The following is a 14,683-nucleotide window of genomic DNA, read 5'->3' on the forward strand; positions in this document are numbered from 1 at the left end:
CACATGAAGATATTCAAGGAAAAGCAGCATTCCTTTTTCCCGCGCCCGCTCGGTATAGGGGATAAATTCTATCTCAGTGTCGGGGTCATGGCTTTTTTTGACCTCAATGATCCCGACACTCTGCTGGATGAGCAGGAGCTTTGGAAGACAGTTCCCGGCGAGCTTGGCCCCAAACCGATCATTGATCAGGGTGTGCCCAAGCCGCGTGGTGAGTTTTTGGTCAGCGGATCATGTTTTGCTCCACGTGGACAGTCGCGTCCTGCGTCACAGGTACAGGTCCGGGTGGGGGAAAAGGAAAAGAAGCTGAATATCTTTGGTGATCGCTATTGGAAAAACGGTTTGATTACCGAGCCCGAACCGTTTGTGGAAATGCCTTTGGTCTGGGGGAACGCTTTCGGTGGTCCGAATTATGCCAGGAATCCGCTTGGTAAAGGTATGGACAAAGTTCCTATGCCGGATGGTTCCGAGGCTGTCCCGTTGCCTAATGTTGAGTTGCCGCAGCAGCAGATCGGTTCGCCGTCGCAAAAGGTTTATCCTGCCAGCTTCGGTCCTCTTGACCTAATGTGGCCGCAGCGGGCGAAGAAGAACGGCACTTATGATGAAAAATGGAAGAATGAGCGTTGGCCTTTTTACCCGGATGACATGAATTACGAGTTCTTCAATGTTGCCGGTGAAGACCAGTTCATGGATGGTTATTTCAAGGGTGGGGAATCAATATTAATCAAGAATATGCACCCCGATTTTTCGCTTATAGAGAGTTCGTTGCCACGTTTACGCATGCGCTGCTTTGTGACCGTGAATAAGAATTTCAAGCCGCATCAATTTCCGGTGGGCCCGCTGCCATCCCACCAGATACGCGAAGATGAGGAGTTCCGCGAAGTTTCCACCCGTTTGGAAACAGTATGGTTTTTTCCTTCGATCATGCGCGGACTCCTCATCTATCGCGGAACCACCGAAGTTGTGGACGATGAAGGTGCGGATGTGCTGCGGGTCCTGATCCGCCACGAAGCGCAGGACGAGGAAGCCAAGCCCATTGAGCATTACCGGGATTTACAGATCAAACTCCTTGATCGCGGGGTGGACATTGATATGTCCAAGGCTGAAGAAGCCATGCAGAATGCCAAAAAATCTCTGCTCAAAATTAAAAATATTCCCAAATTCGCCGACGAAATACGTCAGAAGGCTCTTGGAAACCGTCCCAAAATGCCTGCGCAGGAACCGGAAGAGGTTATTGCCGGGGCGCAGAAAATGATTGCCGGACATTACAAGACCTTGGATAAGCTTGAGTCCATGGCTCGCAAGGCCCATGCAGAGCACGGTCATCTGGTGAAAATTAATCTTGGTGTCTTTGACAAATTCCGGGGCAAAATCGCCGATCTTGAAAAGAAGCTGGATGCAACCGGGACAAAAATATCCGCCACCAAGAAGAAGCTGGAAGCTTCCCGCAAGGCAATGGTCAAGGATGCTTCTACCAAGCTGAAAGGTGTTAAGCCTGAACATCTAAAGGAAAGCGGTTTTGATCCTGATGAACCTCTCCCTAAGGACTTCCCTTTTCATAAGAAAAAGAATCCATGGCATGATCGTGGTTTGCCGCTGGTGGCGCAGTGGCGCAGGGCATTGGAAAATGACCGCGAGACCATGAAAAAGCTTACTGATCTAGGTCTTGAGCGCAAGACGATCAAGCGCATGTGGATGGGGGTGAACGCAGAAGCCTTGGGCGAATCTCCGGTGGATTGGGGTTTGGAAGGAGATGATGAGTTTACCATTCCCGCAGGGCTGGTGCTGCCTCGTTTTGACGGTCCGGTGCTCAATCATATCAAGACCAATCCGGGTAATTTTGTTGAAGTTGAGCCGGAGCTGGTTCCCGGATCAAATGAAGAACCTTTATTTCTGCCCAGTTCTACTCTTATTGATTTGCCGACTATGCCTGCGGCTGCTGCGGCTCCGGTTGTCTGCGTGGCTGATGAATTGCAGGCCCTGTTCATGGAGCAGGAAGTTGGTGATTTCTGTTCCATCCTGACTCTTGGTTCAGCCAAGGAAAAGCCGGGTAAGGTTGCGGCTAAGGAACTGAAAAACGCACTTGCTGTGCTGGTTGTCCGTCCTGAAAAATGGAGCACGGACAGCAAACTCAGGAAAGAATGGGCCGATTGGCAGTCGACATTAAAAACAGCTCAGCCATTGGAGCTTGAGCACGGGCGCAATGTTTTTGAGTCCAGCAAGAAAGGCAGCGATATCCGCCAATGGGTGTTGGATCATCTGCCTGAAGAGCATGCTGTGGAACATGCCATGCCTATGGCTATGCCCGAAAAAGGTGAACTGCCGGATGGCGAATTTCTGAAAGGTTTCATGCCCCCATTCCCGGACGTTAAGGGCTTGGCAAAAGGCATTCACGCCGAGGTTAAAAAGAGTATTGAGGCTAAGTTTGAGCCTGTCAAAGCCAAGCAGAAGGAGATGCTCAACCTGATGCGCGAGAGGGCTGAGAAATACTCCAAATTGGGAGCAGAGCCCTCAAAAGTAGTGCTTGAACCTACGAGGCCGAAGTCGACAGCTACGCAAGTGGGCAAGGATGCAGCAGCCAAGGTCAGGGCCAAAGCAGCTGAATTGAAACGGCGTAACTTGCTGACCCCGGAAGATGCTCAGAAAATGGAAACTGAGGCTGTAAGGATGGAAAAGACTGGCGCAAAGCTTGATGCCGAGAACGCAAAGCTGCTCAAGAAGTTTGAGGCCAAGAAAATCGAAATGGCTGAAGGGCTGAAGAAGCTTGAAGCTAAAGAATTACCCGATGCAGCAAAAGCCAAGCTTGCCGAACATGGACTAAGTGCGGATTCCCTGCGTGCGCTGACTCGTGAGGAAGTCCAGCGCTATCATGAGCAGGGCAAATCATTAGTAGGTGCAGTGCTCAGCGGAGTAGACCTTTCCGGTCTTGATCTCAGTGGTGCTGACTTGAGCAAATGCCAGCTTAAAGGGACGAATTTCAAAGAATCAACTCTCGATAATGTTAAGTTCGTTCAAGCTATTGGAATGGGTGCCGACTTTAGCAAAGCTTCCCTCAGAAGGGCGGATCTGAGTCGCGGGTTATTCAATAAAGCCCTGTTCGTTGAAAGTGACTTGAGTGAGGCGAAGGGAGCGCAGGCTATTTTCAAAGGTGCGCAATTTCCACAAGCAGTGCTTCGCGATGCTGATTTTGACATGGCTGTCTTGGAAAAAACGGATTTCACCAAAGCTGACCTCAAGGGCGCACGTATCAACATGTGCATGGTCAGCGGTAAGGCGGATAAGTCTGACTTCAGCCAATCGAGCATTAGGAAATCTATCTTCAAATCGTCTTCACTCAACGAGGCCGATTTCAGTGAGGCATCGGTTAACGAGTCGATGTTCAACAATGTTGAGGCCCATAAAACAAACTTCACTGATGCCAATCTGGATAAACTCCGTACCGGACGTAATTCCAATTTCAAGGATTCCGACTTCCGCAATGCCACCCTGCGTGGTGCTGCCTTGCGTGAATCCGACTTTACCGGATCTGATTTTCGGGGCGCGGATTTAGAGAACGGGCTGGTTGATAATTCGCAGCTGGTCCGGGCCAATCTCAACGGTGTTTCTGCTAAGGGTGCCCGTTTCAACAAAAGTAATCTTGAAGCCGCATCCATGCGGGCCGCCAATGTTCACATGGGCGGCATGCGCAAGGCCCGTTTGGTTGATACCGATCTGCGCGGCTCCAACCTTTTTGCCGTGGATTTCTATAAATCAGTTCTCGGAAATACTCGTTTTGAGGCTGCCAATCTCAAGCGTAGCCAGTTGCATGGAAAACTCGAACTGCTGGATGACGACTCATGAGTACACTGAATCGCGAACAGATACTTGCGGCCATAGCCGACAACCAGACCTTGCAGGATATTGACCTTTCCGGGGCCGATCTTTCCGGTACGGACCTCACCGGAGGGCGGTTCGTTAATGTGAAGTTGCATGGTGCGAATCTCTCCGGGGCCAATATTTTCAAAACCGGATTCAAGAATTGTGAATTCGATAAGGCATTTTTCGACGGCTGCGACCTGACCAAGGTTAATTTCCAAGGAATGCGTTTTCCCGGTGCCTCTTTTAAGGAAGCTAAAATTCACATGGCCATGCTCCAGAAAACCGATTTCAGCGATGTCGATTTTAGTGGGGCGGAGCTTACATGGTCCATGGCTCAGCATTCCAATTTCAAGAACGCGAACATGCGTTCTATGAAGATTGTTAAAACCGTACTTTCCCATTCAAAATTGGACGGGGTCGATTTGTTCGGGGCCAATTTGGATCGCGTGGTCTGCAACGGTTCATCATTCAAGGGCACAAAATTCAAAGGCGGTATTTATTTCAAAGTGATGATGCGTGAGGCCGACTTGGAGGATCAGGATATTTCCGGGCAGCTGTTCTCACAGGTCCTGCTTGATAGTGCCAATTTGCGCGGGGCTAATCTTTCCGGTGCGGACATGACCATGTCCAATTTCATGGGGGCCGACTTAACCGGGGCTGATCTTTCCGGGGCAGTCTTGCGCAGCTGTATGCTCAGCGGTGCGGTGTTGCGGGAAGCCGACTTCACCCGTTCAGATTTAACCAAGGCTTATTTCGGCGGAGTGGATGCGACCATTGCTGATTTCAGCGGAGCAACCATGGTTCACGCAATTTTTGCCAAGGCAACCTGCCATGCCACGAAGTTTGTCGGGGCCAGTCTGCAGCATTCTGATTTTTCACATGCAGATCTGACCCATGCGGATTTTAGCAGGGCGTCCATGTACCAGGCCAAGCTGCATCGTATAATCGAGAAGGATACCCGTTGGGATGGCGCGTCCCTGATTATGCTCCAAGGTACGGATAAGGATATGGAAGAAGCTGAAAACTGGGTTCATGGGGGATAAAGGAGGATATATGAATAACTTAGCTAAAAAACATGAAGCAGTCACACCTCAGCTTGAATATGGGCGGGTGATTTTGGCTGATGGCGGTGTTGTGGTTGAAACTTCCCTTGGAGAGCTTGAGGCGCAGAAGGCGGTCAGTTGTCTGGTCAGTCCGGAAGCAGGTGACAGTGTGCTAGTTTCCGTGGATGCACAGGGCGGAGTCTGGATTCTGTCCGTGCTTGCTCGTGCTGCTGATACTGCCACTTCTCTGGAGGTTGATGGCGATGTCACTTTGCGCAGCAAAAACGGAAGTCTGACCATAGCCGCGGACGATGAGCTTAACTGCATCAGCGATAAGGCTGCCTTACACTCTAATGATGTAGAAATTTCAGCTGGCAAGGTGTCGCTTACTTCGCGCCTGTTCAGCAGTAATGTGGAAAGGGTTAAGCGTATTGCCGGAAATGTGGATGAGGTCAGTCGCGAATTTACTCGCCGAGTGGTCAACTATTTCCGTTTCACCAAGGAACATGAAGATTGTCAGGCCGAATCCCGGCGTCAGCTGGTGGATGAGACCCTGACCATGCAGAGCAAGAATACCATGATCGTTTCCGAGGAACATGTGAAGGTGGATGGCGAGCTGATTCACATGGGCTAGTTAAAAAATAAATGATTCTAGGTTCATTTATTTATAGATCTTAATTCCAGCAGAGGAGTTAAATATGTTTGCGCTCACCATGGGAGCCGGGATGGATATGGGCTTCCCGGATGTCTGCCTGACCCCGGCAGGTCCGGTTCCGGTGCCGATTCCTTATCCGAACATTGCTGAGTCAGCCACGTCGGCCCCGGCAGCATACAACGTGCTATGCGATTGTATGCCCACCCTGAATCAGGTTTCACTAGGTCTGGTCAGCGAAGGCGATGAACCCGGCGTTGAAATGGGTGTTGTTTCGCATTTGGAGTCCGGGCAGACCGAGTACATTGTCGGTTGCATCACTATTCTTGCTGATGGGATACCCGTGCAGCGGCTGACCAGCGTAACCGGGCAGAATTGCTTGGCCGTATTGCCCAATGCCCCCGGGATCTGTGCAGTACCCAGTCAGGTAACAGTTTTGACTCTTGGTTAAATGTGCATTTAAGGCCCCCCGACAGGGCCGCCGGAGGCATATATATGTCAAAATCAATCTTCATCTCAATACTGGAAAAAGACGAAGCCAAGGGTAAGGGACTTTTCCAGACCGTGACCCGTTACGGCCTTGGCGTGAACGGTCATTTCTGGTCCGACAATCTGGAAAAGATGGAATGGGCCGGACCTATTGGCGAAATGGACAAACCTGAAGTGGGTGTCTGGCTGATCAAGGGCGGCAAGGCCAGCTATGAGAATCCGGATATCCGTTTCGGGCTGGGACTGCTGGCTGCGGCGGTGCAGGCTAGGAGAGGGCACGGTTTCCCGATCCTGTGCATATGCGATGACGGCGAGCTTGATCCGGCAACATTGCCGACCATGTTGCGCGGTGCGGAAGTTGTGGACGAAGCCAAGCTAGGCGCTAAACTGGCGGCCAAGGCTAACATGCCGATCAAGAAAGTTGAGATCGAATACCGTTTTGACCTTTACCCCCTGCCTAGTCTGGGATTGTGGATCGAAGTCGGTCCTGCTCCGGGTCATAAATGGAGCGGGGCTTTGCTTGGTGTAAGTGATGGCGACATAGCTGCGCACGGCGTAGGTCCTGCCGGACAATTGCCGGAAAAATGCGTGCTCAATTACCCCATGAAGGGCTTGAAAATGGAAATGGGTGGCAAGGATTTCATTGGCTGGGCCGTGAAAAATGAGCTTGGCGAAGATGAGTCCTATTTCGTCAAAGTAACCGGAACACCGGACGCACTGATCTTCGGTGAATTCCCGGATGGCGATGACGCAGAGTTCTATTCGCTGCAACTGAAGTGATTGTTACCAATTAAATCCAAAACTAATCGGTACATTTCCGGGCAGGATTTCCGGTCCGGGAGTTATTGAAATATTAAGGGGAATTGTCTCACCGGACGGTTCTCCTTTTTTAATGTTCAAATCCTGCGGCAGCGGGTATCCCTGCTGTTGCAGAAAGAGCGATAGAGCTTCAATTAATTGCGGTTCAAGATCAGTAAATTTTTTGCGTTTATCCGTGGAAAGTAGAATCAGGAAATGAATTAAACGAGAGAGGTAGAGCCGCAAATTAACAGGCCCGCCGTCGATGGTTGTCGCGCCGAGCAGAAAAGCCTGATCACCGTTAAAGGCGAGGATGTTTATCCCGGCCTGTCGGAAATCCTTGATTCGTTCGGTGCCCAAGGGCGGACTGATCGGGCTTGGTTTCGGCCCTTCGGCAATAGGTAAGCCTTCCAAGCGGGTGCTGGAGTGATCAGCAAAAATGGTCCCCCTGCCGTATCCAGAAAGACTGCGCGCGCAAAGGGCTGCTGCACCCCAGACGGAATTTGCCCAAAGCGGTCCCCGCTCGGAAAGCGAGGTTTGTTCATAACCCGCTTCGGGGGTGTGCATGCCCCGGGCCATGATGAATCCGGTACATCCCATAATCCATCCGGCTGCAGGTTGCTGGCGCAGGGTTTTCCAGCGCCCGTATTCAGCACCTTCCAGCAGGCTGGGAATGAAGGGCAGCTTATCAGCTTCGGCCCAGTTCTCCAGTTCAAAGAATTGTGGCCCGAACGCGACCATTGCCGGGGCCAGCATTGATTCCGCAAAATCCATGACCTTCTCTAATGTTTCCATGGACCGGGGTGAATTGTTCAAGCTGTGATCCAATAAAATCAGCTCCGGCGGGGAATCGGCAAGTTCTCCGTCAAGTTTGTCCAGAACCGGAATCAGGTTGTTTTCGGAAATGGGGACGAGCATGAATTCAACACTGCCCATGCTCCCGGACGGAACCTGACGGGCAAGTAATTCCAGACCGCGCCACGCGGCTTCCATTCTTCTGAAAGCTGGATCAGCGAAAATAGCTTGCAGTAGTTCGCTTTTAGGACGCTCGTGCAAGTCTGGTCTTGTTGTGGATTGCTCAGGCTGTCCACTGTCGACCATGGAAAGAATGTCGTCCAGCACAGCGGACTCTTTTGGCGTGATTTGCTTTGGGGGAGGTGAGTCTTCCAGCATCTGACTGGTAATATTTTTGAATTCCGGGGTACGGCTGATATTCTTGGGCCTGAAGTCTGCCATCCTGCTGATGGAAATATTGATGGACGCAGCGGGGAATTGATTGCGGTCCAGTGAGATATCAAGACTGGGGTTCAGCTCGGCCAGGGCTTGGTCTATGGAGAATGGATCGGTCGTTATGCGCGGGGGATTGTCTGTTTCCAAAGTTGGAGAAAAGGGTGCTAAGACCAGTATTTTAAACGGGGGAAGCTCTATATGCATGAAAACCTCACTGCGGTTGTATTGGAAACAGGAATTGGGACCATATTAGCGCAGATTAGGCTTCGGGGGCAATAAGGTGTTGCTCTTTTGTGCTTAAATTGCATCTGTCGTCGACATAAAGTTATTTTCCGTGTAAATTTACTGTTAAGTACTGAAATCTCTTTTAGTGGCTCCAACTATGCAATCGGAGGGCGGATTGTGCGCGGCAGATTATTGATACTCCTGTTACTCCTGCTTGTGGCGGTTTTCGGCTGTGGCGGAAAGAAAAAGCCGGTTAACCCCACGACCGTGACCACTCCGGCTGCCAGCCCGGAGCAAATGAAGTGGACTTACCAGATCAACGCTATCTCCTTTAAGCTGGGTGTGGATAAGAACCTCAATGAATATGACGATGCTCCGCACACCTTGCTACTCTGTTTTTACCAGCTTTCAAATCTAAGTAAATTCAATGAATTGGCAGGCACTTCTACTGGTGTGGAAAAGATGCTCAATTGCACCAGCTTTGACCACAGCGTTACGCAGGTTAAGCGTGAATTTGTGCAGCCGGGGCGCAATGCAACCATCACCATGGATCGGGCGGAAGGTACCAAGTTCGTGGGTGTGGTTGCCGGATATTATGATTTGCAGGGCAAGGCTTCGCGCACTTGGCAGATTCCCATGGATGTGAGTGAAACAGGCATGCTCTGGTGGGGGGATACTTGGTACGCCCCGGCCAAGCTCGACGCCATGATCATCCTTGGCCCCCATGAAATTCAAAAGGTGGGGGAGTAAGCTATGCACGCAGATAAGCCTCTTTTTTGGCATCAGGGATTATTTCTGCAACCGCAGCATTTCCAGCTTTCGGACCTGCATCAGCTGCACCGTTTCCGGGCCATGCGTCAGTACGGTCTGCCATATTTCTGGGGTGTTTCCGGGCTGAAGGTCCGTAAGGGTGCTCTTGAACGCAAGAAGTTTGAAGTTACTGAAATTGAAGTTTTTTTTGATGACGGTCATTTGGTCACCTTTCCGGGCAATGCCCATATTGAACCCCGTTCCTTTGAAGATGCATGGGAAGAGGGCGGTAAGCCTTTCAATGTCTATCTGGGATTGCGTAAGTGGAATCCTGAGGGCGGCAATGTTGTGCAGGTAGAAGATACCGCCGCTTCTGTAAATACCATGTACGCAGTCTCACCGGACCCGGTGGAACAGCCGGACCTTCTAGGCAGCGGTCCTGCAGCCCAGATTAAGCCCATGCGTTACGTGTTGCGTTTGTTCTGGGAAGATGAATTGGATGATCTCGGGGCTTACAATATTATCCCCTTGGCCCGCTTGGAGCGGGATGTTCAGGAAGTGTGCCTTGATGAGAGCTTTGTGCCGCCTTGTATTACCCTGAGCGCTTCAAGATGGTTGCGGCATGTTTTCAGTGATATCAGTGATCAGGTGGCTTCACGTTGCCGCAGATTGGAGCAGTATAAGAATCCCGCCGGACTTGGTTCCGGGGATCTCGATTTTACTTCTACGGTTTTCCTGCTTGTTTTGCGTACCTTGAACCGTTACGCCCCGCAGTTGGATCATTTTGCGGCGGCTCCGCATATCCATCCGTGGTACGCTTTCGGGCTGCTGCGCCAGATTATCGGCGAGCTTTCATCTTTTTCGCGAGAAATGTCCGCTCTTGGTGAGGGACCGGATGGGCAGAAGGTGTTACCTGATTACGACCATGAGAATATCGGTCCCTGTTTTGAGAAAGCCCGTGAGATCATCACCAATATTCTGGACAGCCTGACTGCCGGACCGGAATTCATGAGCCAATTTGTATTCAGCGATCCTTACTTCACCGTGGAATTACCGGAACGAGCCTTTGCCGCTGGAAACAGCTTCTGGCTGCTGGTCAAGACCGAGAATCCGGAGCAGGCTTTGCCGGAGCTCCTGAATATTGCCAAGCTTTCCGCCACCCATGGTATGAGCAACCTGTTGGCCCGTGCGGTACAGGGGATTGGTATGATTCATATGGAAAATCTGCCTCCCGGTCTGCCTCGTTCCAAAGATGCCTTGTGTTTCCGAATCGATACCGAGTCCCCACATTGGGAGGACGTGGTTAGTTCAGGAAGTCTTTCCCTTTATTGGGACAGCGCACCCAGTGACCTTGCGGTCTATATTGCCGCCATGAGGGGATAATAATGCATCTCTCTGATTGCTTCCTTGAACTTTTCACATACATCAGGCTCTTGACCGAATCTTCGGAAATGGTCGGAGCCGAGTATGAACAGGTGCGTGAAGATGTAAGGAAGCTGATTACCCGCATGGATGACCGTAGCGACCTGTTCGATATTCCTGAAGTCTTGTACAATGATGCCCGTTTTGCAGTTTTTGCATGGGCTGATGAGGCTGTGCTGGTTTCAAAATGGTCCGGGGTGCGTGAGTGGCTAAAGCATCCCTTGCAGCGGGAATTTTACGGAACGGCCAATGCCGGTGAAGAGTTCTTTGAGCGTTTGGATAAACTTTTTAATCGGAACAATGGCCCGGTAGATCAGAGTCTTTTTGCGGATATGGAAAAGGACGGAGAGCCTGTAAATGGCAATGGCTTATCCGAAGTTTTGGAGGTCTACGCTCTCTGCCTTTCTCTCGGTTTTACCGGGAAGTATTTCAGTGAGTCCGGGGAAGTGCGTTTGGAAGAACTGCGCCGGGAGTGCGTGGCCCGCATACCCGGAGGCGACGGGAACGGCGGGCCGATTTTTCCGCAATCTTATGGAACGGGTGAAGCTGCACCGCGAAAATGTTGTTACGGACGGGTCTTTGATCCGGTGTCTTTGATTTTCTTCATCCTGCCGGTGCTAGTGGTTGGCGGGATGTATATGGCTTACAAGATTCTGCTTGAGCATAGCTTGAAGCTCTGGTTCGGTTGATATCAAAGGGGTGAAAAGGCCAAAGCATGAAGAAATTTTTACTCAATCTGCTCAAGATTATTTTTATAGTGCTGCTTTTTGTGCTGGCAGCAGTAGCCTCCTATGCCCTTGTTACTTACATGGGCTGGCCATGGTGGGCCGGGGCATGCCTTTTCGGCGGGGTGATCGGGCTGGTTGCCGCTTTTTTCTTTATTCGTAAGTGGATGTTGCGCAGGCGGGAGAAGAAATTCGTCAAGCGCATTGTGGATCAGGATGATTCTGCCATTGCCGCTGCTCCACTGCATGAACGTTCCCGGTTGCAGGAATTGCAGACCCGCTGGACCGAGGCTGTGCATCTGCTCCAGAATTCGGAATTGCGCAGACATGGCAATCCCTTGTATGCCCTACCGTGGTATATGGTTTTCGGGGAATCAGATTCCGGAAAGAGTACAGCTGTGGCCAGCAGCAGACTCACATCTATTCTCTCAGATGTCGGCCCCACTCCCGGAGTTTCGGCCACCCGCAATTGCGATTGGTGGTTCTTTGAAGAGGCGGTCATTCTTGATACTGCTGGGCGTTATGCCATCCCCATTGATGAATCTCGGGATAAGGAAGAGTGGGAAAAGTTCCTGACTCTGCTGGTTAAATACCGCAAGCGTGAACCGCTCAACGGTCTGATTATCACCCTGCCTGCGGACCGTTTGCAGTCCGGGAATGAAGACAGCCTGCACGAATATGGACGCAGTCTGCGCAGGCGGATCAACGAACTCATGCGCGTGCTGGGAGTGCGTTTTCCGGTCTACGTATTGCTGACCAAGATGGACCTTGTCTTCGGACTCAAGGGACTGGCTGAAGTGCTGCCTGCCGAGGCCCGTTCTCAGGCTATGGGTATGGTTAATGAGTCCGTGCTTTCCGACCCCGAAGAATTCGTGGATACAGCTTTAACCGGAGTAATAGAGCGTCTTCGTGAGTTGCGCATGACCCTGCTGGACCGGGAAAACAGTTTTGATCCTGCTTTCCTGCTCTTTGCAGACGAGCTGGACCGTTTGCGTCCTCGTATGCGGGCTTTTGCGGATGGTGTGTTCGAGGAAAATCCCTATCAGGAACAGCCATTGTTCCGGGGAATATATTTTTCCAGCGGCGAACAGAGCGGGGAGCAGAGTTCCGCTTTTCTGGACAGCCTTCCCTCCTTGCAGAATGTGGAAACAAAGTTGCCGGGTACCCGCCAGGGTTTGTTCCTGCATGATTTTTTTTCCAAAGTTCTGACTCGTGACCGCAACTTGTTTACCCCGATTATTGAGTTTCTTAAGTGGAAGCTGTTGACCCGCAATCTGGGTATGCTGGTCTGGTTGCTTTTGCTCTTTTTTGTCTGCGGTCTGTTCAGCATGTCCTTTTTGGGGAATCGCCGTGCTTTGAATGATTTGTTTACTGCCTTCCCGAAGCCGCCGGAATTCTCCGAGAAGATTGATGAGCGTGTTGTGGAGATGGAGGGGTTCCGCCAGAAAATTTTACATCTTGAAGAGCTTAATTCCAATTGGTGGGTGCCGCGCATGGGCCTTGATGTCAGTCTTGAGGCTGAGCAGAAAGTTAGACAGCTATATGTTGAAAAGTTTGAATCCGTATTACTTAAGCCTGTGGATGAAATGCTGAGTAAAAGCATTGCGGGACTACATTCCGGCTCATCGGAACAGGTGGTGAGTGATTTCGTTAAGTTGCTTGGCTGGCGCATTGATCTCCTTGATGACCGGATTGAAGGTGGAAAATCAAAACCGCTGGCTCCGTTCGAACTTCCAACCGGACAGGCTATGTCTGGGGCTGTTGAAGGTTTTGAGCCGGACCTGATGAAGTATTACGGACAAACGTATAGTTCATACATTAATTGGGTCGAAAATGATGAAGGGTTGAAAGAGCAGAGACTGCTTCTGCAAGCCCGGTTGGGCAAAGTATTCAGCCTCAAAGGATCGGATTTCAAATGGCTGGTGGATTGGGTAGACTCCAATCCTGAAGTTCAATCAGTAACTTTGCGTGATTTCTGGGGCGGTCCGCGTCTGCATTTTGAAAACGAGGTCCATGTTCCCCCGGCTTACACAACCACCGGACACAAGATGCTCACCGATTTCCTTGCTGAATTGCGCCGGGCCATGCCGGATAATACCGACTTTGCACAACGCGAAAAGGATTTCTGGAGTTGGTATGCCGGGCAGTTCTACCGTTCATGGTATTCATTTTCCGAACATTTCACAGAAGGTGAACGGCAGTTATTGACTAAGGACGATTACACCAACATGGCCCATACCATGGCCAACCCCGATAACCCTTACTTTAAGCTGCTAATCAGGATGAAGGATGAGTTTGCCGTTATCAAAGGGCTGGGTACTGCTCCGGACTGGATTACAGATCTTTTTGATTTTAACATTGTGCTGACCCAGTATAAAGCTGTCAAAGCCAAGGGTGTAGAGGAGTCTTCTCAGAAGGCTGAGGATTCACTGCGTAAGGTTATGGCTGATCTGGGCGGCAAGATGGCTGAAGATATTGAGGCCCGTATAGAGGGAGCCAAGCAGCTTAATGAGTATATGCAGGTACTGCATGATCTGGCCGGATTTACCACCAGTCAGGAAACTGCTTTCAAGAGTGCGGCAGCCCTTTATCCTGCTACCGGACAAAGTTCAGGCAGCAGCGGGGCGGACAGTAAGTCCGGCGGTGCGGTTAAGAAGAACCCTGTTGACGGAGCCACCAGAGCCATGGCCGCTTTGCGCACCCGGATGCGTAGTGGCGGGCAGGGCACCCATATGTTTTGGAATCTGGTGGCCGGACCGTTGGAATTTATGGTCTATGTGATTACTATGGAAGCTTCCTGCGAATTGCAGCAGCTTTGGGAAGGCAAGGTGCTGGCTGAAACAGCTCATGTCCCGGCAGATAAGCTGCGGACCACTTTGTTTGGCAAAAGTGGAATCGTAGATAAATTTACTTCCGGCAGTGCTGCGCCATTCCTGAGCAAGGGCGTCAAAGGCTGGCAGAGTCGCAAGTGGCTGGGCATACCATTCCCGTTCCGCGAGGAATTTTTTGTCTTCCTCAATGACGGTGAGCAGGGTGCGCAGGAAATCCAACCGGAATACAAGGTCAGCTTGTCCACCATTCCCACTTCAGTAAATTCCAATGCCACGCAGGAACCTTTCGCCACTATCCTTTCCCTTGAATGCGGTAGCGGTAAGCAGGAACTGGTCAACTACAACTATTCAGAAAAACTGATCTTTAAGTGGAAACCTGATCAGTGCGGCACAACCACCCTGACCATACGCTTTCCGGGAGTTGATCTGGTCAAGACCTATGAAGGCAAGCTCGGTTTTGCCAAATTCCTTTCAGAGTTCCGTAATGGTGAAGTCAATTTCAGTCCCAAGGATTTCCCGGATCAAGCCAAGGGATTGCAGGGGCTGGGCGTAAGCAGTGTAAAGGTCGGTTACAATTTCAGCGGTGCCGTTCCGGTTATCGAGGTGTTGAAGATCAAGCCTTTGAACCTGCCCAACTTCATAACCGATTGCTGGCAGCATTAA

Annotated in this window: 10 protein-coding genes; 9 read left to right on the forward strand and 1 reads right to left on the reverse strand. The window is 50.9% G+C overall.

Annotated features, from left to right (window positions below; translation table 11 throughout):
* Nucleotides 1-3 precede the first annotated feature (3 nt).
* From ACO05Z_RS01225 to ACO05Z_RS01245, 5 genes are all read left to right on the forward strand, one after another.
* The gene (locus ACO05Z_RS01225; RefSeq protein ID WP_421899600.1) at nucleotides 4-3,837 is read left to right on the forward strand and encodes a DUF2169 domain-containing protein; all 3,834 of its coding nucleotides are present in this window, start codon (nucleotides 4-6) and stop codon (nucleotides 3,835-3,837) included.
* Entirely contained in the window at nucleotides 3,834-4,898 is a 1,065-nt protein-coding gene (locus ACO05Z_RS01230; protein ID WP_421899603.1) for a pentapeptide repeat-containing protein, read from the forward strand. Before ACO05Z_RS01225 ends, ACO05Z_RS01230 begins: the two co-directional genes overlap by 4 nt.
* A 10-nt stretch (nucleotides 4,899-4,908) precedes the next feature.
* Nucleotides 4,909-5,532 carry a DUF3540 domain-containing protein gene (locus ACO05Z_RS01235; protein WP_421899606.1) on the forward strand — a complete coding sequence of 208 codons (624 nt, stop codon included), beginning with the start codon at nucleotides 4,909-4,911 and terminating at the stop codon, nucleotides 5,530-5,532.
* 64 nt (nucleotides 5,533-5,596) lie between these two features.
* A complete protein-coding gene (locus tag ACO05Z_RS01240) occupies nucleotides 5,597-6,001 on the forward strand; it encodes a DUF4150 domain-containing protein (RefSeq protein WP_421899609.1) in 405 nt (134 codons plus the stop codon).
* Nucleotides 6,002-6,045: 44 nt separating this feature from the next.
* A complete protein-coding gene (locus tag ACO05Z_RS01245; RefSeq protein ID WP_421899612.1) occupies nucleotides 6,046-6,819 on the forward strand; it encodes a hypothetical protein in 774 nt (257 codons plus the stop codon).
* Nucleotides 6,820-6,822: 3 nt separating this feature from the next.
* Here the strand turns inward: ACO05Z_RS01245 and ACO05Z_RS01250 are convergent, their stop codons facing one another.
* Nucleotides 6,823-8,271: a type VI secretion system contractile sheath domain-containing protein gene (locus tag ACO05Z_RS01250; protein WP_421899615.1), complete on the reverse strand. Its 1,449-nt coding sequence runs from the start codon at nucleotides 8,269-8,271 to the stop codon at nucleotides 6,823-6,825.
* A 198-nt stretch (nucleotides 8,272-8,469) separates the two neighbouring features.
* Between ACO05Z_RS01250 and tssJ the strand changes: the two genes are divergently transcribed.
* The 4 genes from tssJ to ACO05Z_RS01270 are packed head-to-tail and all read left to right on the forward strand — an operon-like array spanning nucleotide 8,470 to nucleotide 14,683.
* Entirely contained in the window at nucleotides 8,470-9,042 is a 573-nt protein-coding gene (tssJ, locus tag ACO05Z_RS01255; RefSeq protein ID WP_421899618.1) for a type VI secretion system lipoprotein TssJ, read from the forward strand.
* Between the two features lie 3 nt (nucleotides 9,043-9,045).
* Entirely contained in the window at nucleotides 9,046-10,425 is a 1,380-nt protein-coding gene (gene tssK / locus ACO05Z_RS01260) for a type VI secretion system baseplate subunit TssK (RefSeq protein ID WP_421899621.1), read from the forward strand.
* Nucleotides 10,426-10,427: 2 nt separating this feature from the next.
* Nucleotides 10,428-11,153 (forward strand): DotU family type IV/VI secretion system protein, encoded by a 726-nt coding sequence (locus tag ACO05Z_RS01265; protein WP_421899624.1) that lies wholly within the window; start codon nucleotides 10,428-10,430, stop codon nucleotides 11,151-11,153.
* A 26-nt stretch (nucleotides 11,154-11,179) separates the two neighbouring features.
* Nucleotides 11,180-14,683, forward strand: a complete 3,504-nt coding sequence (locus ACO05Z_RS01270) for a type VI secretion protein IcmF/TssM N-terminal domain-containing protein (protein WP_421899626.1) — start codon at nucleotides 11,180-11,182, stop codon at nucleotides 14,681-14,683.

The sequence above is a fragment of the Maridesulfovibrio sp. genome (assembly GCF_965230075.1).
In the GTDB taxonomy this organism is placed as follows: Bacteria; Desulfobacterota; Desulfovibrionia; order Desulfovibrionales; family Desulfovibrionaceae; genus Maridesulfovibrio.